A 26,224-nucleotide genomic window follows, 5' to 3' on the forward strand; every position below is an offset into this window, starting at 1 on the left:
CCGGACCCTTTTCCACGTCACCCCTGCGGTTGAAGCCGCGGGAATCGGCGTCAGCCCCTGCCGGGTCGCACGGTCGAGGGCGGGACGCGGTGTGCGTACTCCCTGAAGAAGCCCCGCCGGCGACGATGCCGGCGGGGCCGTGTGGAGCCTTCCTGGGACGGCTCAGTTGCGGGTCTGCATGGCCTCGCGCATGTCGCGCAGGAGGGTGCCGGCCTGGTCGACGGAGCGGTCCGGGAACATCGCCATGACGACGCTGCCGTGGTCGGCCCAGCCGCAGACGGCGAAGTCGCCGCCCTCGCCGCTGGTGGTGCCGCACTTCAACACCCCGCCGAACCGGCCCGCGGGCAGTTCGCGCAGGCCGGTGACCGCCCCGGTCTCGTCGGTCATCAGGCCGAAGAGACTGTCGAGGTCGCGCTCGGGCTGCCACAGCAGGGTGGTGCCGCCGAAGATGAGGACCGACCGGCGTTCGTCGGCGGGATCGCGGTAGACGGTGCCGAAGCTGCGGTCCAGCTCGATGTCGGCGGCGAACCCGCTGCGCAGGTAGTCCGCGGTGCTGCGGGCCCGCTCACTGTCGTCCCGGGTCAGCCCGGCCACCCGGTCCGGGCTGGTGAAGTCGGCGTCCTTCTGCTGCACGATCCGCCAGCCGGCGGTGCCGAGGGCTCCGACGCCGGCGAGCCCGACGGCCGCCGCGAGCAGCCACGCCACCCGCCGCCGCCGGAACCGGCCCGGCCGCCGCTCGGGAGACCCCTCGGGGGCTCCGGCACCGAGGCGGATCGGCTCGTCGGTCAGTTCGACCGGCTCGGGCGCGTCGTCGACCGGCCGCTCGGTGAGATGTGCGTCGGACATAGCCGACACCGTACGCGAAGCACCGGTGGCGCACGTCGGGTCCGTCGAAGCTCTCCGTAGACTTTCAGGGTGACCGAGAGACTGGATGCCCGACGCCCCGACGCCCCGACCCTTGCCGGCCAGTACCAGCCCGGCGAGGTAGAGCAGCGACGGTACGAGCAGTGGGTAGCCGCCGGCCACTTCCGCGCCTCGGCGGACAGCGACAAGCCCCCGTTCACGATCGTCATCCCGCCGCCCAACGTCACCGGCTCCCTGCACATGGGCCACGCCCTGGACCACACCGTGCAGGACGCGCTGGTCCGGCGTAAGCGCATGCAGGGCCACGAGGCGCTGTGGCTGCCCGGCATGGACCACGCCGGCATCGCCACCCAGAACGTGGTCGAGCGGCAGCTCGCCGCCCAGGGGCTGTCCCGGCACGACCTGGGCCGGGAGGCGTTCGTCGAGCGGGTGTGGCAGTGGAAGGCCGAGTCCGGCGGCGCGATCCTCGGCCAGATGCGGCGGCTGGGCGACTCCGTCGACTGGGACCGCGAGCGCTTCACCATGGACGAGGGCCTGTCGCGCGCCGTCCAGACCATGTTCAAGAAGCTGTACGACGACGGCCTGATCTACCGGGCCGAGCGGATCATCAACTGGTGCCCGCGCTGCCTGACCGCCCTGTCGGACATCGAGGTGGAGCACACCGACGACGACGGTGAGCTGGTCTCGATCCGGTACAGCGACGACGTCGTGGTGGCGACCACCCGGGCGGAGACGATGCTCGGCGACACCGCGGTGGCGGTGCACCCGGACGACGACCGGTACAAGCACCTCATCGGCACCGAGGTCGAGCTGCCGCTGACCGGGCGCCGGATCCCGATCGTGGGCGATGAGCACGTCGACCCGTCGTTCGGCACCGGCATGGTGAAGGTGACGCCGGCGCACGACCCGAACGACTTCGAGATCGGCCAGCGGCACAACCTGCCCTCACTCACGATCATGGACGAGCGGGGCGTCATCACCGCCCACGGCCCGTTCCAGGGCCTGGACCGGTTCGAGGCCCGGCCCGCGATCGTGGCCGCGCTGCGGGAGCAGGGCCGGATCGTGGCCGAGAAGCGGCCGTACGTGCACGCGGTGGGCCACTGCTCGCGCTGCCGTACGACGGTGGAGCCCCGGTTGTCGTTGCAGTGGTTCGTCAACACCTCGCCGCTGGCCAAGGCGGCCGGTGACGCGGTCCGCGACGGCCGGGTGAAGATCGAGCCGGCGGAGCTGGCCAAGCGGTACTTCGCCTGGGTCGACAACATGCACGACTGGTGCATCTCCCGCCAGCTCTGGTGGGGGCACCGCATCCCGGTCTGGTACGGCCCGGACGGCGAGGTCGTGTGCGTCGGGCCGGACGATCAGCCGCCGACCGGCGAGGGCTGGCGCCAGGACGAGGACGTCCTGGACACCTGGTTCTCCAGCGGCCTGTGGCCGTTCTCCACCCTCGGCTGGCCGGAGCAGACCCCCGAGCTGGCGAAGTTCTATCCGACCAGTGTCCTCGTCACGGGGTACGACATCCTCTTCTTCTGGGTCGCCCGGATGATGATGTTCGGCCTGTACGCGATGGACGGCCGGCAGCCCTTCGACGTCATCGCCCTGCACGGCATGGTCCGCGACGAGCACGGCAAGAAGATGTCGAAGTCGTTCGGCAACGTCGTCGACCCGCTCGACTGGATCGACCGGTACGGCGCCGACGCGACCCGGTTCACCCTGGCGCGCGGCGCGAACCCGGGCGGCGACGTGCCGGTCAGCGAGGAGTGGTGCCAGGGCTCCCGCAACTTCTGCAACAAGCTGTGGAACGCCACCCGATTCGCGCTGCTCAACGGCGCCCACACCGAGGGCCCGCTGCCGGCGGCGAGCGAGCTGTCGACCGTCGACCGGTGGATCCTGTCGCGCCTCGCGCACGTCACCGCCGAGGTGGACGAGCAGTTCGAGGCGTACGAGTTCGCGAAGGTGTGCGACCTGCTCTACCACTTCGCCTGGGACGACGTGTGCGACTGGTACGTCGAGCTGAGCAAGCCGGTGCTGGCCGCCGGCGGTACCGCCGCCGACGCCACCCGGCGCGTCCTCGGGCACGTGCTCGACCAGCTGCTGCGGCTGCTGCACCCGGTGATCCCGTTCGTCACCGAGGAACTGTGGACCGCGCTGACCGGGGGCGAGACGGTCATGACCGCCTCCTGGCCGGTGGCCGACCGGGCGCTGGTCGACGACGCCGCCGAGGCGGAGATCGCCACCCTCCAGCGGGTGGTCACCGAGATCCGCCGGTTCCGCTCCGACCAGGGGCTGCGGCCGACGCAGCGGGTCGTCGCCCGGCTCGACGGGCTGGCCGGCGCCGGCATCGCCGGGCACGAGCCGCTGATCCGGTCGTTGGTCCGCCTCGACGACGCCGGCGAGGGCTTCCAGGCCAGCGCCACCCTCACCATGCCGGGCGAGGTGAGCGTCGCCCTGGACACGCGCGGCGCGATCGACGTGGCCGCCGAACGGGCCCGGCTCACCAAGGACCGTGCCGCGGCCGAGAAGGAGGCCGCGCAGGCCCGGGCGAAGCTGGGCAACCCGGCGTTCGTGGGCAAGGCCCCGGAGCCGGTGGTCCAGAAGATCCGGGACCGGCTGGCAACCGCCGAGGCCGACCTGGCCCGCATCGACGCCGCTCTGGAGGCCCTGCCCTCGTGACCGACCGCACCGATTTCGCCGCCGTCGAGGCCGAGCTCGCCGGCCGCGGGTTCACCCGCATGGTGTTCGAGCTGGACCGGATCGAGTCCCTGCTGGACCTGCTCGGCAGCCCGCAGCGGGCGTACCCGTCGATCCACCTGACCGGCACCAACGGCAAGACGTCCACGGCCCGCATGATCGACTCCCTGCTGCGGGCCTTCGGCCTGCACACCGGCCGCTACACCAGCCCGCACCTGGAGACCGTCCGGGAGCGGATCAGCCTGGACGGCGAGCCGGTCAGCGAGGAGCGGTTCACCGCCACGTACCGGGAGGTGGCACCTCTGGCCCAGCTCGTGGACGAGCGGTCGGCGGAGCCCCTGACGTACTTCGACATGACCACGGCGCTGGCGTTCGCCACGTTCGCCGACGCCCCGGTCGACGTCGCGGTGGTCGAGGTGGGGCTCGGCGGCGCCGAGGACTCGACCAACGTGCTCCAGGCCGGTGTGGCGGTGCTGACACCGATCGGGCTGGACCACACCGAGTGGCTCGGCGACACGGTCGAGGACATCGCGCTGCACAAGGCGGGCATCATCCACAAGGGCGCGACGGTCATCTCCGCCGCCCAGGAGGAGGCGGCGGCCCGGCCGATCCTCGAACGCTGCGCCGAGGTCGGCGCGACCATCGCCCGGGAGGGCTCCGAGTTCGGGGTGCTGCGCCGGTCGGTCGCCGTCGGCGGGCAGGTGCTCACCCTCCAGGGGCTGGGCGGCGTGTACGAGGAGGTGTTCGTCCCCCTGCACGGCGCCCACCAGGCGCAGAACGCGGCGGTGGCGCTCGCGGCGGTCGAGGCGTTCCTCGGCGCCGGGGCCCGCCGCCAGCTCGACGTCGAGACGGTGCGGGAGGGCTTCGCCACGGCCAGCTCGCCGGGCCGGCTGGAGCGGGTCCGCACCGCGCCGACCGTCCTGCTCGACGGCGCACACAACCCGCAGGGCATGGCGGCGACGGTCACCGCCCTGCAGGAGGAGTTCGCGTTCAGCAAGCTGGTGGCGGTGCTCGGCGTCCTCGGTGACAAGGACGCGGCCAGCCTGCTGGAGCTGCTGGAACCGGTCGTCGACCAGGTGGTGGTGACGCGCAACAGCTCGCCCAGGGCGATGCCGGCGGGGGAGTTGGCGGCGCTGGCCGCCGAGGTGTTCGGCCCGGACCGGGTCGAGGTGGCCGAGGAGATGCCGGACGCGATCGAGGCGGCGGTGGCGCTCGCCGAGGAGGACGTGCCGGGCGAGCTGGCCGGCGTCGGAGTGCTGATCACCGGTTCGGTGGTGACCGTGGCCGACGCCCGCCGGCTGCTCAAGCGATGACCGCGCCGGAGCAGCCGGGTGGGCCGTCGGCCCAGCCGGGCGCGTCCCCCGGGCAGTCGGGCGGGGCGCCGCGGCGGTCCGGCCTGCGCAACCCGGAGCGAGCGGTCCGCGGGCTCGGCGCCGGGACCCTCGTCCTGGAGGCCCTGGTACTGGTGCTGGCGATCCAGCCGATCCGGGTGGTCGGCGGCGGGCTGAGCGGCGCCGCGGTCGCCGCCGTGCTGGCCCTGGCGGTGGCGGCGGTGCTGCTGGCCGGCCTGATGCGCCGCCCGTGGGCGTGGCACGCCGGCACCGTGCTCCAGGGGCTGCTCATGCTCGCCGGGCTGCTGCACTGGTCGCTGCTGGTCCTGGGGATCGTCTTCGCGCTGGTCTGGGCGTACGCCCTGCACGTGCGGCGGGTCATCCTGGGCTGACCGGCGCGGCCGACCCCGGTGCCGGGTCTGCGCCGCCGTCCGGGCTACCTCCGGGCGCGTGCACGGCGTTCAGGCCTCGGCGCGTTCCCGCCACTGGGTCAGGGCGATGCCGTGGCCGTCCGGGTCGCGGAAAGCGGCCGCCCAGACCTCCAGCTTCGTGCCCCGGTTCACCACCCGGGGCGCGTACGTGAAGCGCACCCCCGACTCGCGCAGCCGCGCGTACGCCGTCTCGATGTCGTCCACCTCGAGGTTGACGTGCACCAGCCGGCGGCTGACGGGAGCGGCCTCGGTGACCTCACGCAGCACCAGCCGGGTCGCCCCGGAGGCGAGCACCGCGTTGCCGGAACCCCGGTCGACCTCGGTGAAACCGAGGTCCCGGTAGAAGGCGAGGGACCGCGACAGGTCGGTGACCAGCAGCGTGAGCCCCACCCCGGCGATCGGCGGATCGCCGGCGGCCTCGCCGAAGATCGCCTCGTCGAGGCCCTCCGGCGTCACCGCCTCGTCGGTGCGTGGCGGGGGCGGGTCGTCCAGCGGCAGGTCCAGCGGGTCCAGCGGATCCGCCGGCGAGGGCACCCGGAAAGCGCGGGCGGGAGGCGGCTCCGGCGCGTCGGCCGGTGGCGAGTACGGCTCCCCGGTGCGGGGCGCGTCGACCACCGGGTCGTACGGGTCGGCCGGCTGGTCGAACCTCGTCCCGCCGGGCGGGTCGAACGCCTCCTCCGCGGGGGGACGCGGGGTCGGGGTGGCCGCCCGGCGGGGCAGGTCGCTGGACGGCGGGTCGACGAGCGTGCCCTCCACCACCTTCGGCCCGCCCGGGACCTGGTGCACGACCACGGTCTCCCGCTCGGCCGGCGGCACGACGGGTTCGGCGGGCGGGCCCGCGTACGGGTCGCCGTACGGGTCGCGGAGGTCGTCCTCCGGCGTGCGGCCGGCCCACGGCGGCGCCTCCTGGCGGATCAGCACCTCCTCCACCGGTTCGGCGTCCGCGTACTCGGGGGGCAGGTCAGCGACGACGGCGGCCGTCTCGGCGTGCGTCGGCACCTCGTCCCAGAGCACCCGGACGTGCCGCTGGTCGTCGAGCGCGACACGGATCGGGAGGGTCTGGCCGGGTGCCGGCCACTTCGCGACCGGCACCCGCGGGTCGATGATCTTCTTGGACCTCGGCGGCAGGCCCGGCGCGTCGATGACGAGTTGCAGCTCGCACCGGCCGAAGGCGTACTGGGTGGGTGGCTCGGAGACGCTGTGCACGTGCCCCTCGCCGATGACCCAGGTGCGCCCCCCGGCGCGCACGGTGGCCAGTGCGATCGCCAGCACCAGCAGCGCGACGCCGAGCGCCACGATCGCCCAACTGGTCATGCCCAGGCCGAACAGGATCACGAAGGTGGCCACCGTGCCCAGCACCGCGCCGACCAGCTTGCGGACCGGCGCGATGGGCCGGTTCCCGCCATTCGCCACTGTGGACCTCCCGGGGGTCAGGGCCAGGCTAGGCCGGACCGGCCACCGGGGGAAGTCCGGCCGCCGCGCCGGCGCCGGGACCGGGTCGCTAGGCTGACCGTACCCAGCCCGACCGTCTTCCGCGCACAGGAGGAACCCAGCGTGTCCAGCAGCAGCCCGGAAGAGCGCACGCTCGTACTGATCAAGCCCGACGCGGTCCGCCGCGGGCTGGTCGGCGAGATCATCTCCCGCTTCGAGCGCAAGGGGCTGCGGATCGACGCGATGGAGACCCGGACGATGGACGGCGAGTTCGCCGACCAGCACTACGCCGAGCACGTCGACAAGCCGTTCTACCCGCCGCTGAAGGCGTTCATGACCGGCGGCCCGCTGATCGCGCTGGTCCTCTCCGGCGACCAGGTCATCGAGGTCGTCCGCGGCATGCTCGGCAGCACCGACGGCCGCAAGGCCGCCGCCGGCACCATCCGGGGTGACCTGTCGCTGTCCAACCGGGAGAACCTGGTGCACGCGTCCGACTCCGTCGACAGCGCGAAGCGCGAGATCGCCCTCTGGTTCCCCGCGCTGGGTTGATCCTTCCCCGAGCTGGCCTGACCGCTTCGACGCGAGCCGGGCGGACCACGTACACGCCGGGCTGACCGCACGGACGACGGCGCCCGGTGCGCACCCCCGCACCGGCCGCCGTCGTGTCCGCCGCTCAGACCTCGGCGGGCGGCTGTGCCTGGGTGGTGACCGCGATCCGGTTCCACACGTTGATCGTCGCGATGGCCATCACCAGGTCCGCCAGCTCCTTCTCCGACCACACCTTCGCCGCCGCGTCCCACACGTCGTCGGGGACCCCGTGCTCGCCGAGCCTGGTGACGGCGTCGGTGAGCGCCAGCGCGGTGCGCTCCCGCTCGTCGAAGAACGGCGCTTCCCGCCAGGCGGCGACGGCGAACAGACGCCGGCTCGACTCGCCCGCCGAGAGGGCGTCCCGGCTGTGCATGTCGACGCAGAACGCGCAGCCGTTCAGCATCGACGCGCGCAGCTTCACCAGCTCCAGCACGGTGTGCTCGACGTTCGCCCGGACGTACTTCTCCAGCCCCATGACCGCCCGGTACGCCTCCGGCGCCACCTCGGCCGCGTTCATCCGCTGCATGACTACCTCCCTGCCGGTGTTCCTGTCACCGACTCGACGGTCCAACCCGCCCCGTCGTGACCCCCGAAGCCCGTGACGCCGCTCACGCCGGCATCCGCACCCCGCGATCTTGCACTTTCTGCCCCGACAAACGGTCGCAACAGCGACAGAACAAGGGCCGAAAGTGCAAGATCGACGGGGGTGGGCGGGGTATCAGAGGGTGTCCAGGCTGGCGTGGCGGCGGGATTCGGCTTCGAAGAGCTTGAGGAGGGCGGCGGCCAGGACGGCGTACGCGAGGCCCACCGCCGCCTCGGCCGCGTGGGTGATCGGGAGGAGCTGGCCCGCCACCCGCATGCCGGCCGGCAGTTCGGCGGCCGGCACGTTCACGCCGGTGAGCAGGAGCAGCAGGGCCACCGACACGTTCGAGACCAGCCAGACGTCGCGGAACCGCAGGCCCACCGCGCCCAGGGTCAGCCCGAAGAAGCCGCACGACAGCGCCGCCACGGCGAGGGCCAGCAGCAGGGCCGGCAGCGCCGACACGGGTATCCGCAGGCCGAGCAGGAGCGCGGCCGCGGTCAGCGTGGTCACCGCGATGAGCAGGCCGTTGCCGGCGTACGGCAGGACCCGGCCGAGGAAGACCGCGGTGCGGCTGCGCGGGGACAGCAGCACGTGCCCGAGGGTGCCGAAGCGGCGCTCGTTCGACACCGCCATCGTGCCGCCGAAGACACACGCCAGCGACGCGGCCAGGACGGCGTTCCCGACGATGTAGAAGCGGTCGTCGGCCACGCCGAGCTGCCGGCCCAGGTACGCGAAGAAGAGCAGCTGGAACAGCGGCCCGACGAGCAGGGTGCCGATGAACATCGGCGGGGTGGTCCAGTTGAACAGCGCCCGGTAGGCGATCACACCACCGGTGCCCACCAGACGGAACAGGTCGGTCATCGTCCCCTCCTCAGGCGAGCGCCAGCGTGGCGGCGGCCCGGGCCCGCCGCTCGACGTACGTCATCATCAGCGCGCCGACCGCCAGGCAGCCGAGGCTGATCGCCAGGCAGACACCGAGCGACGGCCAGACCGGGCCGCTGCCGGTGGCGGCCTCGCGGACCGCCCGGGCTCCCCACGTGGTGGGCAGCGCCGCGGCGACCGGGCCGGTCCACCCGGCACGGTGATCGGCACGAGCATCCCGGAGACCAGCCAGATCGGGTACTCCAGCGTGTTCGTCAGCGCGTTGGCGTTACGCAGCAGCACGAACGTCGACGCGAGCAGCAGGCCGAACATGCCCAGCCCGACGATGCAGCCGGGCACCGCCACGGCGAACGCGACCGGGTCGGCGAAGTCCAGCGGGATGCCGTAGAGCAGCCGGCCCCAGAGCAGGGTGGCGGCCATCGCGTACGTGCCGGTGAGCGCGGTGGCGAGGGTGATCGGCAGGACCACCAGCGCGGGCGGTCGCGGCGCCAGCACTCCTCGGCCAGGGTCGGCGCCGGCGACGGCGGGATCGGGGTCAGGAAGTCCGGTGCCGTGCCGCCCGGGGTGACCAGCAACCGGGCCGGCGCGGCCGCCGGGACCTCGGCGAGCACCCGCCGGGCGTGCCGCGCCCAGCCGGTGTACGGCCACGGCGGCTCGCCCGGATTCCGGTGCAGCAGGTACAGGCTCGTCAGCACCTCCCAGAGCGGGCTGGTGGCGATCCGGGTGCGCGCGAGGGTGGGCTCGTCGAGCTCGATCCGGATCACGGCCCGAGCCTAGCGGGCCGTTACTCGCGGGCGATCTCCCGCGGCGGTCGGGTAGTCTTGACGGCCAAAGGCGATGACCCGGCCATCACCGGTGAGCCTCCGGAAGAAAGGGCGTCCGCGCCCGAGTAGAACCGGACGGGTCCGGCCCGTCACAGCCGGCCAACGAGCGGGCGGTCGATCCTCGGCCGCCAAGCGGGGTGGTACCGCGGGCCATGCCCGGGCACGCCGACGGCGTACCGGAAAAGGTTCGTCCTCGCAGACCACACGACGAGTGAGCTGCTGAGGAGAGCGACCCCCGATGGCCTATCCGTTGCACGACCCGACCGCGGCCGGCGTCCCCGCGAGCCCGGACCTGCCCGCCGTCGAGCGCCGGGTCCTGGAGCACTGGACGGCCGACAAGACCTTCGAGGCCTCCGTCGAGGCCCGCGAGGCCGGCCGGAACGGGGAGAACGAGTACGTCTTCTACGACGGCCCGCCGTTCGCCAACGGCCTGCCGCACTACGGCCACCTCTTCACCGGCTACGTCAAGGACGTGGTCCCGCGCTACCAGACGATGCGCGGCCGGCGGGTGGAGCGGCGCTTCGGCTGGGACTGCCACGGCCTGCCGGCCGAGGTGGTCGCCGAGAAGCAGCTCGGCATCACCAGCAAGGCGGAGATCCTCGACCTGGGCGTGGCCCGGTTCAACGAGGCCTGCCGCACGTCGGTGCTGGAGTTCACCCAGGACTGGGAGCGGTACGTCACGCGCCAGGCCCGCTGGGTCGACTTCGCCAACGACTACAAGACGCTCGACCTGGACTACATGGAGAGCGTCATGTGGGCCTTCAAGACCCTGCACGACAAGGGTCTGGTCTACGAGGGCTTCCGGGTGCTCGCGTACTGCTGGCGCTGCGAGACGCCGCTGTCGAACACCGAGACCCGGATGGACGACGTCTACCGGGACCGGCACGACCCGACGCTGTCGGTGTGGTTCGCGCTGACCCCGGACGAGAGCGCGCCGGAGCCGGTGCGCGGGCCGGTGAAGCTCGGCGTCTGGACCACCACGCCGTGGACCCTGCCGTCCAACCTGGCGCTCGCCGTCGGCCCGGACATCGAGTACGCGGTGCTGGAGCGGGACGGCGAGCGGTACGTCGTCGGCGCGGCCCGGCTCGGCGCGTACGCGAAGGAGCTGGAGGGGTACGAGCAGGTCGGCACGGTGTACGGCCGGGACCTGGTGGGCCGCCGGTACACCCCGCTGTTCGACTTCCTCGTCGAGCAGGCGGGGGAGAACGCGTACCAGGTGCTCGGCGCGGAGTTCGTCACGACCGAGGACGGCACCGGGATCGTCCACCTGGCCCCGGCGTTCGGTGAGGACGACCAGAACGTCTGCAACGCCGCCGGCATCCCGACGATCGTCACCGTGGACGACCACACCCGGTTCACCGCGCTGGTCCCGCCCTACCAGGGCGAGCAGGTCTTCGACGTCAACAAGCCGGTGATCCGGGAGCTGAAGGAGCGGGGGGTGGTGCTCAAGCAGGACACCTACACCCACGCGTACCCGCACTGCTGGCGCTGCGACACCCCGCTGGTCTACAAGGCGGTGTCGTCCTGGTTCGTGGCGGTGACCACGTTCAAGGACCGGATGGTCGAGCTGAACCAGCAGATCAACTGGACGCCCGGCCACATCAAGGACGGCTCGTTCGGCAAGTGGCTGGCCAACGCCCGCGACTGGTCGATCAGCCGGAACCGGTTCTGGGGCTCGCCGATCCCGGTGTGGAAGTCCGACGACCCGACCTACCCCCGGGTCGACGTGTACGGCTCCCTCGCCGAGATCGAGCGGGACTTCGGCGTACGCCTGACCGACCTGCACCGGCCGGCGGTGGACGACCTGGTCCGCCCCAACCCGGACGACCCGACCGGGAAGTCGATGATGCGCCGGGTGCCGGAGGTGCTGGACTGCTGGTTCGAGTCCGGCTCGATGCCGTTCGCCCAGGTGCACTACCCGTTCGAGAACGCCGAGTGGTTCGAGCACCACTACCCGGGCGACTTCATCGTCGAGTACATCGGGCAGACCCGCGGCTGGTTCTACACGATGCACGTGCTGGCCACCGCCCTGTTCGACCGGCCGGCGTTCCGCAACTGCCTGAGCCACGGCATCCTGCTCGGCTCGGACGGGCGCAAGATGTCCAAGAGCCTGCGCAACTACCCGGACGTCTACCACGTGTTCGACTCGTACGGCTCGGACGCGATGCGCTGGATGCTGATGTCCTCGCCGGTGCTGCGCGGCGGCGACATGGCGGTCACCGAGACGCTCATCCGGGACGCCGTGCGCCAGGTGCTGCTGCCGCTCTGGAACGTCTGGTACTTCTTCTCGCTCTACGCCAGCGCGGACGGCTACACCGCTCGCCGCCGGACGGACTCGACGCACCTGCTCGACCGGTACGTGCTGGCGAAGACCAACGAGCTGGTGTCGACGGTGCAGGCGCAGATGGAGGCGTACGACATCTCCGGCGCCTGCGCCACCGTCCGGTCCTACCTGGACGCCCTGACCAACTGGTACGTGCGCCGCTCCCGGGACCGGTTCTGGTCCGGCGACGCCGACGCGTTCGACACCCTGTGGACGGTCCTGGAGACGCTCTGCCGGGTGGTCGCGCCGCTCGCGCCGCTGACCGCCGAGGAGATCTGGCGCGGCCTGACCGGCGAGCGGTCGGTGCACCTGACCGACTGGCCGGACGCCGCCCAGTTCCCGGCCGACCACGAGCTCGTGTCCGCGATGGACAACGTGCGGGCGGTCGCCTCGGCGGCGCTGTCGCTGCGCAAGGCCAAGGGCCTGCGGGTACGCCTGCCGCTGTCGACGCTGACCGTGGCTTCGCCGGCCGCCGATCAGCTGCGGCCCTTCACGGACCTGGTCGCCGACGAGGTCAACGTCAAGGAGGTCGTGTTCACCGGCGAGGTGCGGGCCTACTGCCAGCAGGTGCTCACCGTCGTGCCCCGGGCGCTCGGACCGCGGGTCGGCAAGGCGGTCCAGCAGGTGATCAAGGCGGTCAAGGCGGGGGAGTGGGAGCTGGTCGACGGCGCCCCGGTCGCCGCCGGGGTCACCCTCGCCGAGGGCGAGTACGAGCTGCGCCTCGTCGCCGCCGACGCCGAGCACTCCGCGCCGCTGCCCGGCGGCGAGGGTGTGGTCGTGCTGGACACGCAGGTCACGCCCGAGCTGGCCGCCGAGGGCCTGGCCCGGGACGTGGTCCGGGTGGTGCAGCAGGCCCGCCGCGACGCCGACCTGGACGTGTCGGACCGGATCGTGGTCGCGCTCGCCGCCTCCGAGGAGGTACGGGCGGCGGTGTCCGCGTACCTCGACTTCGTGCGGCGGGAGGTGCTGGCCGAGTCGGTCGACCTCGCCGAGGGCATCGACGGCTTCACCGGCGAGGTCGGCGACGGCGAGCAGGTGACGGTGACCGTCCGCCGGGTATGAGAGGGCCCGCCACCTGTGTCGTCGCGGTGGGGGCGCGTCCGCTACCGTGACAGCGCCCCTACCGCACCCCGACCTGCCGGAGGACCAGTGCCGCTGCTCTACACCATCGGCAAGCTCACCGTGGCGCCCGCGCTGCGGTTGGCCTTCCGGCCGACCGTGGAGGGGTTGGAGCACGTGCCGGAGACCGGTGGCGCGATCTTCGCCGGTAACCACCTCTCGGTCGCCGACGAGCTGTTCCTCGGCACCGTCGTCCCCCGGCACCTCGCGTTCTGGGCGAAGTCGGAGTACTTCAAGGGCACGGGTCTGAAGGGCCGGTTCTCGAAGTTCGTCCTCACCGGCCTGGGCGCGATCCCGGTCGAGCGGGCCGGCGGTCGCGCGGCCCTGTCCGCGTTCGACGCGGCCATCCCCGCGCTCCAGGCCGGTGAGCTGGTCGTCGTCTACCCGGAGGGCACCCGGTCACCGGACGGGCGGCTGTACCGGGGGCGCACCGGCGCGGTCCGGCTGGCCGTGTCCGCCGGGGTGCCGATCATCCCGGTCGGCATGATCGGCACCGAGAAGGTCCAGCCGATCGGCGCCCGCGTGCCGCGGCCGTTCACCGGCAAGATCACCGTGCGGTTCGGCAAGCCGCTGGACTTCACCGGTCGCTCGGACGACCGGACGTCGCTGCGGGCGATGACCGACGAGGTGATGAGCGAGATCCAGAAGCTCACCGGCCAGGAGTACGTCTCCCGCTACGCGCCGCCGCGTGCGCACCCGCCCGTCGCCGGTGAGCCCGGCGCGGTCTGAACGCGGTCCGGGCCCGGCCCGTCTCACGGGGCCGTGTCGCCCCGGCGCTTCTCCTGCGCGACCACCTCGTCCACGTCGGGCAGGCGGTCGAGCTGGGCGATCGTGCGCGCCATCCGGGCGTTTGCCGGGATGCGGTCGCGGTTGCGGGCCAGGAAGGCCCAGCAGCCGGCGGTGTACGGGCAGGCCCGCTCACCGAGGCGCGCCTTCGGGTCGTACCGGCAGCCGCCGCAGTAGTCGCTCATCCGGTTGAGGTACGCGCCACCGGAGACGTACGGCTTGGTGCTCATCCGGCCGAGGTCGGCGTACTGGCTCATGCCGACCACGTTGACCGTCATCACCCACACGTACCCGTCGACGAAGCTGCGGTGGAAGAAGTCGACCATCTCCGCCGGCCGCCAGCCGCGGTGCAGCGCGTAGTTGCCGAGCACCATCAGCCGCGGGATGTGGTGCACCCAGCCGTGGTCGCGCAGGTCGGCGAGGACGTCCGACAGGCAGTGCGCCCGCACCGCGTCGGCGTCCAGGTCGCGGAACCAGGCCGGCACCGAGCGGCGGGCGGACAGCTCGTTGCTGGCCTGGTAGCCGGGCTCGAAGTACCAGTACAGGTTCCAGATGAAGTCCCGCCAGCCGATGACCTGCCGGACGAAGCCCTCGACGCTCGCCAGCGGCGCGCCATCCCTCCGGTACGCCCGCTCGGCGCCCCGGACGGCCTCCACCGGGTCGAGCAGCCCCAGGTTGAACGAGGACGACCGCAGGCTGTGCGCCATCCACGGATCCTCCGCGAGCATCGCGTCCTCGTACGGGCCGAACATCGCGAGCCGGTGCTTGAGGAAGTGCCGTAGCCGGGCCTTCGCCTCCTTCGTCGTGGCCGGGAACCGGCGCGGTCCGTCCCGCCCGACGAACCGGATGCCCTGCCGCTCCCACTGGTCCAGGTCGGCCCGGACCTCGGCGTCGATGTCGTCCTCCTTCGGCATCGGCGGGGGCGGCACGTCCAGGCGCGTCGCGCCCTTCGGCGGCGGTTCGCGGTTCGCCGGGTCCAGGCTCCGCCGGCCGCCGGCCGGCTCGTCGCCGTCGACGAGCACCTGGTGGTGCTCCCGGGTGAACCGGTAGAACGCCTCCATCCGCAGGGCGCCCCGCTTGGCGTCGGCCCACTCGGCGAAGTCGTCGAGGCTGGTCACGAACCCGCGCGGCGGCAGCACGGTGACCTGGTCGAGGCCCTGGACGAACCGCAGCGCGGCCCGGGAGGTGGGGTGGCAGACCTCCAGCGGCTCGCGGACCTCGCGCAGCCCGTCCCGGTACGTCTCGGTGCGCAGGTAGGCGGCCTGGTCACCGAGTTCGGCGGCGCGGTGGCGCAGCGCGGACAGGATCAGGTGGGCCTTCTGCCGGTGGAACGCACGGCGACGGAACACCGCCTTCGACTCGATGAGGAGCACCGGCGGTCGTCGAGGAAGTGCGGCCCCAGCTGGTCGGCGAAGAGTCAGCGCCGCGTCATGTCCCGATTGTCACATCTGGTGAACAATGCGGACTGAAGAAACGCTCAGCTCTGCTGCTGCGTGACGATCTGCTCCCGCAGCGTGCCGAGGAGGGCGGCGCTGTCGTCGACGGAGAGGCGGGTGAACACGGCGGTCGCGATGCTGCCGTGGTCGACCGAGGTGCACACCACCACGTCCGTGCCGTCGGCGCGCCCGACCGCGCAGCGCTCGTGCCGACCCCGGATGCCGGTGTCGATGATCCGCGGCTCGCCCAGCGCGTACTGCTCGGTGAGGCGGGCGATCTCGGCGTCCGCTTCGGACTCGGGGCTGAACCAGAAGCCGGTGCCGCCGAAGACGGTGACCCGCTTGCCGGTCCGGGTGGTGTAGACCCCGGCGAACGTGTCGCTGGCCAGCCAGTGGGCGTTGCGGACCTCCGCCTCCAGTTCCTTCGCGGCCGCCGTGCTGCGGTCGTCCTGCCGCAGCCGCAGGTCCGCGACCTCGGCCGGCAACGCGGCGCTGGCCGGGACCTGGTTCATCATCGGCATCGCCCAGTAGGCGGGGCAGCCGCAGCAGCAGGCGAGGGTGAACAGCAGCACCCAGGGCCACTTCCGGCGCTTGCGGACCGGCACCGGGACGTACCCCTTGGGGGCCTGCCAGCCGGGCGGCGGCGCGACCGGCGGCGGAGCGTTCCGCCGCCCGCGCTTCGACCGCGCCGGCGGCGCCGGCGGCAGCGGCGGGGCGGGCGGCGGAGCGACCGGGTACGCGGCCGGGGCCGGCGACGCCGGGTACGCGGCCGGGGCCGGCGACGCCGGGTACGCGGCCGGGGCCGGCGACGCCGGATACGCGGCCGGCGGCGACACGGGGTGCCCGGGCGCCGGTGACGCGGGGGCCGGCGGCCCGGAGTACGGGCGGGTCGGCGCCGGGGAGGGGTAGGGGGTGGTGGGCGGCAGCGGCGGAAGCTCCGGCAGTTCGGCGGACGGCAGGTCCCAGCCACCGGTGTCCGCGCCCGCCCACGGGTCGACCGGCGTCCGGTCCTCGGGAGCCTCGACCGGGCTCGGCGGCACCGGGGTCGGCTCGGCCGACTCGCCCCAGCCGCGCTTGCGCGGCGGCGGGGGTGGCACCGCCGCCGACCCGCTCCACCGGGGTGCGGGCGGCTCGGGAGCCTCGTCCGTCGGCAGCTTCCGGGTGCCGGAGGGGCCAGGTGCCTCGTCCGTCGGCAGCTTCCGGGTGCCCGACGGGCCGGCGGACGCGGCATGGGCCTGCGCGGCCGGCTGCTCACCGGCCGGGAACTCGCGGGTGCCCTGCGGCCCGGAGGGCTGACCGCCGGCCGCCGGAACGGGAGCGGGCGGGTCGCCCGCGACGGAGGCCGGCGCGGGCGTGGTGGGCTGGTCGTCCGCGGGTGCGGCGGCGGTGGGATGCGCGCCTGGCGCCGGCGCGGCGGCCGTGCCCGCCGGGCCGGACGCCTCCGCCCGGGGGCCGGCGCCCTCGGTCGGCCGGGCCGGCGTGGTGGGGGTCGGCTCGTCGGTGACCGCCGGTTCCCGGTCCCGGTGCGGGGTCGTCCCGTCGACCGGCCGGTCTGCTCCCGGCTGCGGCTCCGGCATCGCGGCTGTCTCCTCTCGCCGATCCGAGGTTAGCCCCGCTGCGCCACCGCCCGGGAACCGCCCGCCGGTCGACCCGTGCCCCGACGTTCGCGCGGCCGAGGTGGTGCCGGCCGACGGGACGGTCGTCCGCGCGGACGCGACGCGGGAACCGGAGCTGTTCTGGGCCGTCCGGGGCGCCGGCGTGGGCGTCGGTATCGTGGTCGCCTTCGAGATCGAGGCGACCGAGGTGCGCAACGTCGGGGTCGCGCAGATCGCCGTGGAGGCCGGACCGGACGGCAGCACCCTGCGCCGCTGGGCCGAGGTCCTGCGGGAGTCGCCGCGCGAGCTGTCCACGGCGGCGATGCTGCTGCCGTACGGGTCCTCGACCGTCCTGTCGATCACGGCGGTGGTGGCGGCGGAGAGCCTCCGGCGGGTCCGGCCCCTGGTCGCCCCGCTGCGCGAGATCGGCGACCTCCTGGACGACCTGGTCGACCTGGTGCCGTACCCGGCCCTGGTGCCGACGGCCCACCTGCACCCCAACGTCGGGCAGCAGCCGAGCCTCACCACCAACGGCCTGCTCGCCGGGATGGACGGCGGCGACGCCGCGGCGATCATGCGCGCCGCGGCCGGCCGGCACCGGGCGCTGGTGCAGCTGCGGTCGGTGGGCGGCGCGGTCAACGACGTGGCGCCGGAGGAGACCGCGTACCCGCACCGGCACCAGGAGACCCTCGTCGTCGCCTCGGTGTTCCCGCCGCACGGGCCGACGCCCGCGCCTTCGGGCGCGCCTACCCCGGCCCCACCGGTGAGCGGGTGGCGGCGGCGTGGCGGTGGTACGGCCCGGACGGCCGCTTCCGGGCCCCCGACCGGCTGCCCGACCCGGCCGCGCCCCGGCGGTGACCCGGCCGACCGTGCCCGCGGTGCGGCGCGGTCGGCCGGCCGGCGGGCGGCTACCCTTGGGCATCATGAGCGTCCCGTCCACCACGCCGCGCCCCGCCGCGGCCAATTCCGTGTGGCCCCGGCTGGAGCCGCTGCTGCCCCAGGTGACCAAGCCCATCCAGTACGTCGGTGGCGAACTGGGCGCGGTGGTCAAGGACTGGGACGCGGCGACCGTCCGGTGGGCGCTGATGTACCCCGACGCGTACGAGGTCGGCCTGCCGAACCAGGGCGTGCAGATCCTCTACGAGGTGCTCAACGAGCTGCCCGACGTGCTCGCCGAGCGGACGTACGCGGTCTGGCCGGACCTGGAGAAGCTGATGCGCGCCCACGGCGTGCCGCAGTTCACCGTCGACGCGCACCGCTCGGTGCGGGACTTCGACGTGTTCGGCGTCTCCTTCTCCACCGAGCTGGGCTACACCAACCTGCTCACCGCGATCGACCTGGCCGGCATCCCGCTGCTCGCCGCCGACCGCACCGACGCCGACCCGGTGATCGTGGCCGGCGGGCACGCCGCGTTCAACCCGGAGCCGATCGCCGACTTCGTCGACGCCGCCGTGCTCGGCGACGGCGAGGAGGCGGTCCTGGAGATCACCGCGATCGTCCGGGAGTGGAAGGCCGAGGGCTCCCCGGGCGGGCGCGACGAGCTGCTGCTGCGGCTGGCCCGCACCGAGAGCGTCTACGTCCCGCGCTTCTACGACGTGGACTACCTGCCCGACGGCCGGATCCAGCGGGTCGTGCCGAACCGCCCGGACGTGCCGTTCCGGGTGCACAAGCGCACGACGATGGACCTGGACGCCTGGCCGTACCCGAAGAAGCCCCTCGTCCCGCTGGCCGAGACGGTCCACGAGCGGTACGCGGTCGAGATCTTCCGGGGCTGCACCCGGGGCTGCCGGTTCTGCCAGGCGGGCATGATCACCCGCCCGGTGCGCGAGCGGTCGATCACCACGGTGGGGCAGATGGTGCAGCAGGGGCTGGAGTTCTCCGGCTTCCACGAGGTGGGCCTGCTGTCGCTGTCGTCGGCCGACCACTCCGAGATCGGCGACATGTGTTCCGGCCTCGCGCAGCAGTACGAGGGCACCAACGTGTCGCTCTCGCTGCCGTCGACGCGGGTGGACGCGTTCAACATCGAGCTGGCGCAGGAACTGTCCCGCAACGGCCGGCGGACCGGTCTGACCTTCGCCCCCGAGGGCGGGTCGGAGCGGATCCGCAAGGTGATCAACAAGATGGTGTCGAAGGAAGACCTCATCCGCACCGTGGTCACCGCGTACACCAACGGGTGGCGGCAGGTGAAGCTCTACTTCATGTGCGGCCTGCCCACCGAGACCGACGAGGACGTCCTCGAGATCGCCGACATGGCGCACGAGGTCATCAAGGCCGGCCGGGCGGCGACCGGCTCGAAGGACATCCGCTGCACGGTGTCGATCGGCGGGTTCGTGCCGAAGCCGCACACCCCGTTCCAGTGGGCGGCGATGGAGCGGCCGGAGGTCATCGACGGCCGGCTCAGGCTGCTCAAACAGGCGATCAACGCCGACCGTTCGCTGGGCCGGGCGATCGGCTTCCGCTACCACGACGGCGAGCCGTCGCTGATCGAGGGCCTGCTGTCCCGCGGTGACCGCCGGGTGGGCGCGGTGATCCGCAAGGTCTGGGAGAACGGCGGCCGCTTCGACGGCTGGAGCGAGCACTTCTCGTACCAGCGGTGGGTGGAAGCCGCCGCCGAGGTGCTGCCGGCCTTCGGCGTCGACCTGGACTGGTACACCACCCGGGAGCGCGACGAGCTGGAGGTCCTGCCCTGGGACCACCTCGACTCGGGCCTCGACAAGGACTGGCTCTGGCAGGACTGGCAGGACTCCCTGAGCGAGTACGAGCAGGACGACTGCCGGTGGACCCCGTGCTTCGACTGCGGCGTCTGCCCGTCGATGGACACGGAGATCCAGATCGGTCCCACCGGGAAGAAGCTGCTCCCGCTGACCCCGATCAACGGCCTGCGGGTCCCCAGCGGCACCCCGCAGTAGCCCCCGGGGCCGGCGACCGGCCGGCCCGGACACCCGAGGAGCACGACGATCAGTAGGAAACCACAGCCGGAGGGCGGGCAGGCGCCGGTCGTCCAGCGCATCCGCATCCGGTACGCCAAGCGGGGACCGCTGCGGTTCACCTCGCACCGGGACTTCGCGCGCGCGTTCGAGCGGGCGCTGCGCCGGGCGGGTGTGCCCATGGCGTACTCCCAGGGCTTCACACCCCACCCCAAGATCTCGTACGCCAGCGCGGCGCCCACCGGCGTGGCGAGCGAGGCGGAGTACCTGGAGATCGGGCTGCGCGAGACGGTCGACCCGGCCGCGCTGCGCGGCGCGCTCGACGCCGCCCTCTCGCCCGGGCTCGACGTGCTCGACGCCGTGGTCGCGACGGGCGGGAGCCTGCCCGACCGGATCGAGGCCTCGCACTGGCGGATCGAGCTGCCCGAGGTCGACGCCGCCGTGCTCCAGAAGGCGGTGGCCGCCTTCAGCGCCGCCGACGAGGTGCTGGTCGAGCGGATGACCAAGCAGGGCCGGCGTACCTTCGACGCGCGGGCGGCGGTCATCTCCATCGATGTGATCACGCCGGCCGAGACGCCTTCCGGGGTCCCGGCGGTACCGTGTGCGATACTCGAACTGGTCGTGCGGCAGGTCACCCCCTCCGTACGGCCCGATGACGTCCTTTCCGGCCTCCGCGTGGTGGCCGACCTGGAGCCGCCGGTCTCACCGAGGGTGACCCGGCTGGCACAGGGCACGCTGACCGCGCAGGGTGCGATCGCGGATCCGTTGGAAGCGGACCGCGACGGGGCAACCATCGATGGGCGCTGACCGACGGTCGGTGCCCGGCTAGGCAGACTTCGGCGGTCGCGCGGCTCGCGCGACCGGCGGAAACACCTTTGCGGCGACCCTGCGTGGCAGCGCTCACCCGCGCCCGGGGTAGCCAGAACTGGAGACGCCCATGCTCGAGAACGAGCCCGAGGGCGGCGAACGCACCGGCTCCCAGCCGGTTGGCGAGGCCGCCGCACACCACACCGCCGACGGCGGTGCCCCCACGACCCCCGCCGACTCGTCGGCGGAGAGCGGAATCCCGGCCGCCGGCGAGCCCGCCGCGGCCGCCCCGGACGAGCCGGCGGGCGGCGCCCCCGGCGAGTCGACCGGCCCGGCGGGTGAGCTCGCCGGCAGCGGCGTCGCCGAGTTGGGCCCGCCGTCCACCCCGCGTAAGCGGGCCAGCCGGCGGCGGGTCGCCCCGGTGGCCCAGCCGGAGCAGATCGAGGCGCCGGTCGAGGCCAGCAGCGACGTCGCGCCGGGCAGCGGCGAGGCGCCCCAGGCGGAGGTGCTCGCCCCCGTGTCCGGGGACGGCGAGCCGCCCGCTAAGGCGACACGTCGCCGGCGCAAGGCCACCACGACCAAGGCCGTCGAGGAGCCCGTCGCCGTGGCCGGGGCGGAGGAGGCCGGGGCGGACGTCGTACCCCCGGTGAAGGTGACCCGTACCCGCCGCAAGAAGGCGGCCCCCGCGGCGGCCGAGCCGGCCGCGGAAACCCCGGCCGACGCCGCCGGGGTCGGCACCGAGGCCGCGCCGGCCGAGCCGGCGGCGGCCGAGGCCGGTCCGACCGAGGTCGAGCCGGAGGCCGGCACCGAGTTCGGCGCGGCGCAGCCCCCGGCCGTCACCGGCGCCGGGGAGGTGCCCTCCGGGGTGCCCGCGCCCGCCGAGGAGGCCGAGCCGGAGCGCCCGACGCGCCGCCGGCGGGCAGCCCTGTCCGCGCCGACGGTGCTGTTCATGGCCCCGCAGCCGGAGGAGATCCCCGTCGTGCGGGCCGTCGAGGAGCCGGCCGCCGAGGAGGCGGCCGAGCCGTCACGCCGCCGCCGGCGCGGTCGCCGCGAGGTCGAGCCGGTCGAGGCGGTCGAAGCGGTCGAGGTGGTCGAGGCCGAGGAGGAGCCGACCGAGGAGGCCCTGGAGGTCGCCGAGGACGAGGACGAGGACGAGACGGCGGCCGCCCGTCGCCGGCGCCGGCGCGGCCGGCGTGGCCGCGGCCGGGGCAAGGGCGGTGCCGAGGAGGCCGAGGACGAGGAGGCCGAGGAGGCCGCTCAGGCCGAGGCGGAGGAGCCCGAGGCCGAGGAGGACGAGGAGCCCGAGGCCGAGGGCGGCGACGGGCTGACCCGGCGCCGCCGGCGCCGGCGGCGCCGGGGAACGGGCGACGTCGAGGCGGCCACGGACGACGGCGTGCCGACGGTCGTGAAGATCCGGGAGCCGCGCCGTACGGTCGACGAGGTGCAGGGCGTCTCCGGCTCCACCCGGCTGGAGGCCAAGCGCCAGCGGCGCCGGGACGGCCGTGAGCAGCGGCGTACGCGACCGTCGATCCTCAGCGAGGCCGAGTTCCTGGCCCGGCGCGAGGCGGTGGACCGGGTGATGGCCGTCCGCCAGCGCGGCGACCGCACGCAGATCGCCGTCCTGGAGGACGGTGTGCTGGTCGAGCACTACGTGACCCGCAACTCGGCCGCCACGATGGCCGGCAACGTGTACCTGGGCAAGGTGCAGAACGTGCTGCCCAGCATGGAGGCGGCGTTCGTCGACATCGGCCGGGGCCGCAACGCCGTGCTGTACGCGGGCGAGGTCAACTGGGACACCACCGGCCTGGAGGGCCGCGCCCGGTCGATCGAGCAGGCCCTCAAGTCTGGCGACTCGGTGCTCGTGCAGGTCACCAAGGACCCGATCGGGCACAAGGGCGCCCGGCTGACCAGCCACGTGGCGCTCTCCGGCCGCCACCTCGTCTACGTGCCGGGCGGCAACGCGTCCGGCATCAGCCGGAAGCTGCCGGACAACGAGCGCAAGCGCCTGCGGGATGCGCTGAAGAAGCTGGTCCCGGACGGCGCCGGCGTGATCGTCCGCACCGCCGCCGAGGGCGCCAGCGAGGACGAGCTGGCCCGCGACGTCAAGCGGCTCCAGGCGCAGTGGGAGGACATCCAGGCCAAGGCCGCCGAGGGCGGCGCCCCGGTGCTGCTCTACGAGGAGCCCGACCTGGTCATCCGCGTCGTCCGGGACCTCTTCAACGAGGACTTCCGGGAGCTGGTGATCGAGGGCGAAGGCGCGTACGGCATGGTCGAGTCGTACCTGTCGCACGTCTCGCCGGACCTGGTCGCCCGCCTGCGCCGCCACGTGGGCGCCACCGACGTGTTCGCCGAGTACCGGATCGACGAGCAGATCCTCAAGGGCCTGGACCGGAAGGTCTTTCTCCCCTCCGGTGGTCACCTGGTCATCGACCGCACCGAGGCGATGACCGTGGTCGACGTCAACACCGGCAAGTACACGGGTGCCGGCGGCAACCTGGAGGAGACGGTCACCCGGAACAACCTGGAGGCCGCCGAGGAGATCGTCCGCCAGCTGCGGCTGCGCGACATCGGCGGCATCGTGGTGATCGACTTCATCGACATGGTGCTGGAGTCGAACCGGGAGCTGGTGCTGCGCCGGCTGACCGAGTGCCTCGGGCGGGACCGCACCAAGCACCAGGTCACCGAGATCACCTCGCTCGGCCTGGTGCAGATGACCCGCAAGCGGATCGGCGCGGGCCTGCTGGAGGCGTTCAGCGAGACCTGCGAGTGCTGCAAGGGCCGGGGCCTGATCATCCACACCGAGCCGGTGCCGGAGAAGTCCCGCCCGGGCGGCGCGGCGGAGAAGGTCAAGGCGGTCGCCTCGGCCGCGCCCGCCGTCGAGGCGGGCGCCCCGTCCCGTCGCCGGGGCCGCAAGAGCGCCCCGGCGGAGCGGGCGGTGGTCGAGGTCGCCGAGAACGAGAGCCCGGCCGACATCACCGGCACCACCGACGCCACGGGCACCACGACCACCGCATCGGACGCCGACTACTACGACACGATGGGCTACGACCTGTCCCGGTACGAGACCGAGACGCCGGCGGCGCCGGACATCGCCGACAGCCAGACCGGCGACTCGGCCCGGCTGGCGGCGCCCGACGACCCGGACGCGCTGGGCGACGGCGAGGGTGAGGAGCCCGAGGGCAGTACGGGCCGGCGGCGGTCCCGGCGGGGCGGCGCGCGGCGGCGTACCCGCCCCTGACGGCTGTGCTCCACGACAGGGCTCCCGCTTCGGCGGGGGCCCTGTCGTCGTGTCCGGCGGGGTAGGGTGGGGCCGTTCGGGCAGGCCCGGTTTGGGAGTCGGCCCGACCATGGCGTACGCTTGCCTGCGGCGCACTTTGGTGTGCCGAGTTCCCGTGTGCCCGCGCCGCCGTGCCTCTGCTACCCGGCGAGCCGCCGCGGGAACGACCGCCAGCAGCCTCAACGACAGGGAGTCCGCCTCCGATGTACGCGATCGTCAAGACCGGCGGCAAGCAGTACAAGGTCGCCGAGGGCGACGTGATCGAGGTCGAGAAGCTCGCCGGTGCCCCCGGCGACGCGGTGAAGCTCGCCGCGGTGCTCCTCGTCGACGGTGACGACCTGGTGACCGACGCGGCGAAGCTTGCCGAGGTCGAGGTGTCCGGCGAGATCGCCGCGCACACCAAGGGCCCGAAGATCCGGATCCACAAGTTCAAGAACAAGACCGGCTACCACAAGCGCCAGGGTCACCGCCAGCCGCTGACCCAGGTCAAGGTGACCGGCATCTCCAGCGGGAAGTAGGTCGTCCTCCAATGGCTCACAAAAAGGGTGCGTCCAGCTCGCGTAACGGCCGTGACTCCGCGGCCCAGCGGCTCGGCGTGAAGCGCTTCGGTGGTCAGGTCGTCAGCGCGGGTGAGATCCTCATCCGCCAGCGCGGCACCAAGTTCCACCCCGGTGACCTGGTCGGCCGCGGCGGCGACGACACGCTCTTCGCGCTGGCCGCCGGTGCGGTCCAGTTCGGCACCAAGCGCGGTCGCAAGACCGTCAGCATCGTGCCGCAGCAGTAGTTCTCCGGCTGAGCGGGCCGCGGACCTCGTGTCCCGGCCCGCTTCGCCTTTTCTCGTGCGGGGGCGTACCTCGCTGGAAGGATTGTCGGCGTGACGACTTTCGTTGACCGGGTCGTCCTGCACCTGCAGGCCGGCGACGGCGGGCACGGCTGTGCCTCGATCCACCGGGAGAAGTTCAAGCCCTTCGGCGGGCCCGACGGCGGCAACGGCGGGCACGGCGGCAGCGTCTCCCTGGTGGTCGACCCGCAGGTGCACACGCTGCTCGACTTCCACTTCCGCCCGCACGTCAAGGCGCCCAACGGCAAGGGCGGCGCCGGCTCGAACCGGGACGGCGCGAACGGTGCCGACCTGGTCCTCAAGGTGCCCAACGGCACCGTCGTGCAGACCACCGACGGCACGGTGCTCGCCGACATGGTCGGCGCCGGCACCACCTTCGAGGTGGCCCGGGGCGGGCGCGGCGGCCGGGGCAACGCCTCGCTGGCCAACGCCCGCCGCAAGGCCCCCGGCTTCGCCGAGCTGGGCGAGCCGGGCGAGCAGTTGGACGTGGTGCTGGAGCTGAAGAGCGTCGCCGACGTCGGCCTGGTCGGCTTCCCGTCCGCCGGCAAGTCGTCGCTGATCTCGGTCATCTCGGCCGCCCGGCCGAAGATCGCCGACTACCCGTTCACCACCCTCGTGCCGAACCTCGGCGTGGTCCGGGTGGACAACCACACCTTCACCGTCGCGGACGTGCCCGGCCTGATCCCCGGGGCGGCCACCGGCAAGGGGCTCGGCCTGGAGTTCCTCCGGCACATCGAGCGCTGCTCGGTGCTGGTGCACGTGGTCGACACGGCGACGTTGGAGCCGGGCCGCGACCCGGTGGCCGACATCGACACGATCGAGGCGGAGCTGACCGCGTACGGCGGCCTGGCCGACCGGCCGCGCCTCGTCGCGCTGAACAAGGTCGACGTGCCGGACGGGCGGGACCTGGCCGAGATCGTCCGACCCGACCTGGAGGCGCGCGGCTTCCGGCTGTTCGAGGTCTCCGCCGCCACCCGCGAGGGGCTCAAGGAGCTCACGTACGCCATGGCGGAGCTGGTGGAGGCCGCGCGGGCCGCCGCGCCGCCGGCCGAGCCGACCCGGATCGTCATCCGGCCACAGGCGGTCGACGACGCGGGCTTCACGATCGAGGCCGCCCCGGACGGCGCCTGGGTCGTGCGGGGTGTCCGACCCGAGCGGTGGGTACGGCAGACGAACTTCGACAACGACGAGGCGATCGGCTACCTGGCCGACCGGCTGGCCCGGCTGGGCGTCGAGGAGAAGCTCGGCAAGGCCGGGGCGCAGGCCGGCGACCTGGTGCGCATCGGGGAGCGCGAGTTCGACTGGCAGCCGACCCTGTACGCGGGGGCCGACTTCGTCCCCGGTGTCCGGGGCGCCGACATCCGGCTGGAGGAGAAGGCGGCCCGGCCCAGCGCCGCCGAGCGGCTGGCGGCCCGCAAGGCCCGGCGGCAGCGCCCGGCCGACGAGGTCGAGGCGGGCGAGCCGGAGCAGGACGCCGAATAGCTCGGTGCG

General features: G+C 73.5%; 19 protein-coding genes. 12 read left to right on the forward strand and 7 right to left on the reverse strand.

Annotated features, from left to right (window positions below; genetic code table 11):
* Nucleotides 1–162: 162 nt before the first annotated feature.
* Nucleotides 163–846, reverse strand: coding sequence for a hypothetical protein (locus HCJ94_RS22710; RefSeq protein ID WP_168003069.1), 684 nt, complete (start codon nt 844–846; stop codon nt 163–165).
* 69 nt (nt 847–915) lie between these two features.
* On the opposite strand from HCJ94_RS22710, the gene HCJ94_RS22715 reads away from it, so the two are divergent.
* The 3 genes from HCJ94_RS22715 to HCJ94_RS22725 are packed head-to-tail and all read left to right on the forward strand — an operon-like array spanning nt 916 to nt 5,275.
* Entirely contained in the window at nt 916–3,534 is a 2,619-nt protein-coding gene (locus tag HCJ94_RS22715) for a valine--tRNA ligase (RefSeq protein ID WP_168003070.1), read from the forward strand.
* Nucleotides 3,531–4,865 carry a bifunctional folylpolyglutamate synthase/dihydrofolate synthase gene (locus tag HCJ94_RS22720; RefSeq protein ID WP_168003071.1) on the forward strand — a complete coding sequence of 445 codons (1,335 nt, stop codon included), beginning with the start codon at nt 3,531–3,533 and terminating at the stop codon, nt 4,863–4,865. The genes HCJ94_RS22715 and HCJ94_RS22720 overlap by 4 nt, the downstream gene beginning before the upstream one ends.
* Nucleotides 4,862–5,275, forward strand: coding sequence for a DUF4233 domain-containing protein (locus HCJ94_RS22725; RefSeq protein ID WP_168003072.1), 414 nt, complete (start codon nt 4,862–4,864; stop codon nt 5,273–5,275). Before HCJ94_RS22720 ends, HCJ94_RS22725 begins: the two co-directional genes overlap by 4 nt.
* 69 nt (nt 5,276–5,344) lie before the next feature.
* Here the strand turns inward: HCJ94_RS22725 and HCJ94_RS22730 are convergent, their stop codons facing one another.
* Nucleotides 5,345–6,727: a VOC family protein gene (locus tag HCJ94_RS22730; RefSeq protein WP_168003073.1), complete on the reverse strand. Its 1,383-nt coding sequence runs from the start codon at nt 6,725–6,727 to the stop codon at nt 5,345–5,347.
* Between the two features lie 141 nt (nt 6,728–6,868).
* On the opposite strand from HCJ94_RS22730, the gene ndk reads away from it, so the two are divergent.
* Nucleotides 6,869–7,294 (forward strand): nucleoside-diphosphate kinase, encoded by a 426-nt coding sequence (gene ndk / locus HCJ94_RS22735; RefSeq protein WP_168003074.1) that lies wholly within the window; start codon nt 6,869–6,871, stop codon nt 7,292–7,294.
* A 124-nt stretch (nt 7,295–7,418) separates the two neighbouring features.
* Here the strand turns inward: ndk and HCJ94_RS22740 are convergent, their stop codons facing one another.
* The 3 genes from HCJ94_RS22740 to HCJ94_RS22750 form a co-directional block, all read right to left on the reverse strand.
* Nucleotides 7,419–7,859, reverse strand: coding sequence for a carboxymuconolactone decarboxylase family protein (locus HCJ94_RS22740; protein ID WP_168003075.1), 441 nt, complete (start codon nt 7,857–7,859; stop codon nt 7,419–7,421).
* Nucleotides 7,860–8,051: 192 nt separating this feature from the next.
* Nucleotides 8,052–8,777, reverse strand: coding sequence for an ABC transporter permease (locus HCJ94_RS22745; protein ID WP_168003076.1), 726 nt, complete (start codon nt 8,775–8,777; stop codon nt 8,052–8,054).
* Nucleotides 8,778–8,843: 66 nt separating this feature from the next.
* Nucleotides 8,844–9,293, reverse strand: a complete 450-nt coding sequence (locus HCJ94_RS22750) for a hypothetical protein (protein ID WP_240944438.1) — start codon at nt 9,291–9,293, stop codon at nt 8,844–8,846.
* Between the two features lie 567 nt (nt 9,294–9,860).
* On the opposite strand from HCJ94_RS22750, the gene ileS reads away from it, so the two are divergent.
* The gene (gene ileS / locus HCJ94_RS22755) at nt 9,861–13,007 is read left to right on the forward strand and encodes an isoleucine--tRNA ligase (protein WP_168003077.1); all 3,147 of its coding nucleotides are present in this window, start codon (nt 9,861–9,863) and stop codon (nt 13,005–13,007) included.
* 87 nt (nt 13,008–13,094) lie between these two features.
* Complete coding sequence (locus HCJ94_RS22760; protein WP_168003078.1) at nt 13,095–13,793, forward strand: lysophospholipid acyltransferase family protein; 699 nt, start codon at nt 13,095–13,097, stop codon at nt 13,791–13,793.
* A 23-nt stretch (nt 13,794–13,816) separates the two neighbouring features.
* Here HCJ94_RS22760 and HCJ94_RS22765 read toward each other — a convergent pair whose 3' ends face one another.
* On the reverse strand, nt 13,817–15,223 hold the full coding sequence (locus tag HCJ94_RS22765; RefSeq protein WP_309227389.1) for a cryptochrome/photolyase family protein: 1,407 nt from the start codon (nt 15,221–15,223) through the stop codon (nt 13,817–13,819).
* Nucleotides 15,224–15,327: 104 nt separating this feature from the next.
* Complete coding sequence (locus HCJ94_RS22770; protein WP_168003138.1) at nt 15,328–16,482, reverse strand: hypothetical protein; 1,155 nt, start codon at nt 16,480–16,482, stop codon at nt 15,328–15,330.
* A gap of 1,322 nt (nt 16,483–17,804) precedes the next feature.
* On the opposite strand from HCJ94_RS22770, the gene HCJ94_RS22775 reads away from it, so the two are divergent.
* The 6 genes from HCJ94_RS22775 (at nt 17,805) to obgE (ending at nt 26,215) form a co-directional block, all read left to right on the forward strand.
* Nucleotides 17,805–19,790 (forward strand): TIGR03960 family B12-binding radical SAM protein, encoded by a 1,986-nt coding sequence (locus tag HCJ94_RS22775; protein ID WP_168003079.1) that lies wholly within the window; start codon nt 17,805–17,807, stop codon nt 19,788–19,790.
* 105 nt (nt 19,791–19,895) lie between these two features.
* Nucleotides 19,896–20,615 (forward strand): TIGR03936 family radical SAM-associated protein, encoded by a 720-nt coding sequence (locus tag HCJ94_RS22780; RefSeq protein WP_168003139.1) that lies wholly within the window; start codon nt 19,896–19,898, stop codon nt 20,613–20,615.
* 130 nt (nt 20,616–20,745) lie between these two features.
* Nucleotides 20,746–23,853: an Rne/Rng family ribonuclease gene (locus HCJ94_RS22785; RefSeq protein WP_168003080.1), complete on the forward strand. Its 3,108-nt coding sequence runs from the start codon at nt 20,746–20,748 to the stop codon at nt 23,851–23,853.
* Between the two features lie 242 nt (nt 23,854–24,095).
* A complete protein-coding gene (rplU, locus tag HCJ94_RS22790; RefSeq protein WP_117229528.1) occupies nt 24,096–24,410 on the forward strand; it encodes a 50S ribosomal protein L21 in 315 nt (104 codons plus the stop codon).
* A gap of 11 nt (nt 24,411–24,421) precedes the next feature.
* On the forward strand, nt 24,422–24,676 hold the full coding sequence (rpmA, locus tag HCJ94_RS22795) for a 50S ribosomal protein L27 (RefSeq protein ID WP_088975624.1): 255 nt from the start codon (nt 24,422–24,424) through the stop codon (nt 24,674–24,676).
* Nucleotides 24,677–24,766: 90 nt separating this feature from the next.
* A complete protein-coding gene (gene obgE / locus HCJ94_RS22800; protein WP_168003081.1) occupies nt 24,767–26,215 on the forward strand; it encodes a GTPase ObgE in 1,449 nt (482 codons plus the stop codon).
* The last annotated feature ends 9 nt before the right edge of the window (nt 26,216–26,224 follow it).

The sequence above is a fragment of the Micromonospora thermarum genome (genome assembly GCF_012034245.1).
Taxonomy (GTDB): Bacteria; Actinomycetota; Actinomycetes; order Mycobacteriales; family Micromonosporaceae; genus Micromonospora; species Micromonospora thermarum.

Bases quoted from the DNA above. Each gene is read 5' to 3' on its own strand.
- HCJ94_RS22775 (WP_168003079.1), top strand. From the start codon at position 17,805: ATGAGCGTCCCGTCCACCACGCCGCGCCCCGCCGCGGCCAATTCCGTG.
- HCJ94_RS22785 (WP_168003080.1), top strand. From the start codon at position 20,746: ATGCTCGAGAACGAGCCCGAGGGCGGCGAACGCACCGGCTCCCAGCCG.
- HCJ94_RS22745 (WP_168003076.1), bottom strand. From the start codon at position 8,777: ATGACCGACCTGTTCCGTCTGGTGGGCACCGGTGGTGTGATCGCCTAC.
- rpmA (WP_088975624.1), top strand. From the start codon at position 24,422: ATGGCTCACAAAAAGGGTGCGTCCAGCTCGCGTAACGGCCGTGACTCC.
- HCJ94_RS22710 (WP_168003069.1), bottom strand. From the start codon at position 846: ATGTCCGACGCACATCTCACCGAGCGGCCGGTCGACGACGCGCCCGAG.
- HCJ94_RS22725 (WP_168003072.1), top strand. From the start codon at position 4,862: ATGACCGCGCCGGAGCAGCCGGGTGGGCCGTCGGCCCAGCCGGGCGCG.
- rplU (WP_117229528.1), top strand. From the start codon at position 24,096: ATGTACGCGATCGTCAAGACCGGCGGCAAGCAGTACAAGGTCGCCGAG.
- HCJ94_RS22740 (WP_168003075.1), bottom strand. From the start codon at position 7,859: ATGCAGCGGATGAACGCGGCCGAGGTGGCGCCGGAGGCGTACCGGGCG.
- ileS (WP_168003077.1), top strand. From the start codon at position 9,861: ATGGCCTATCCGTTGCACGACCCGACCGCGGCCGGCGTCCCCGCGAGC.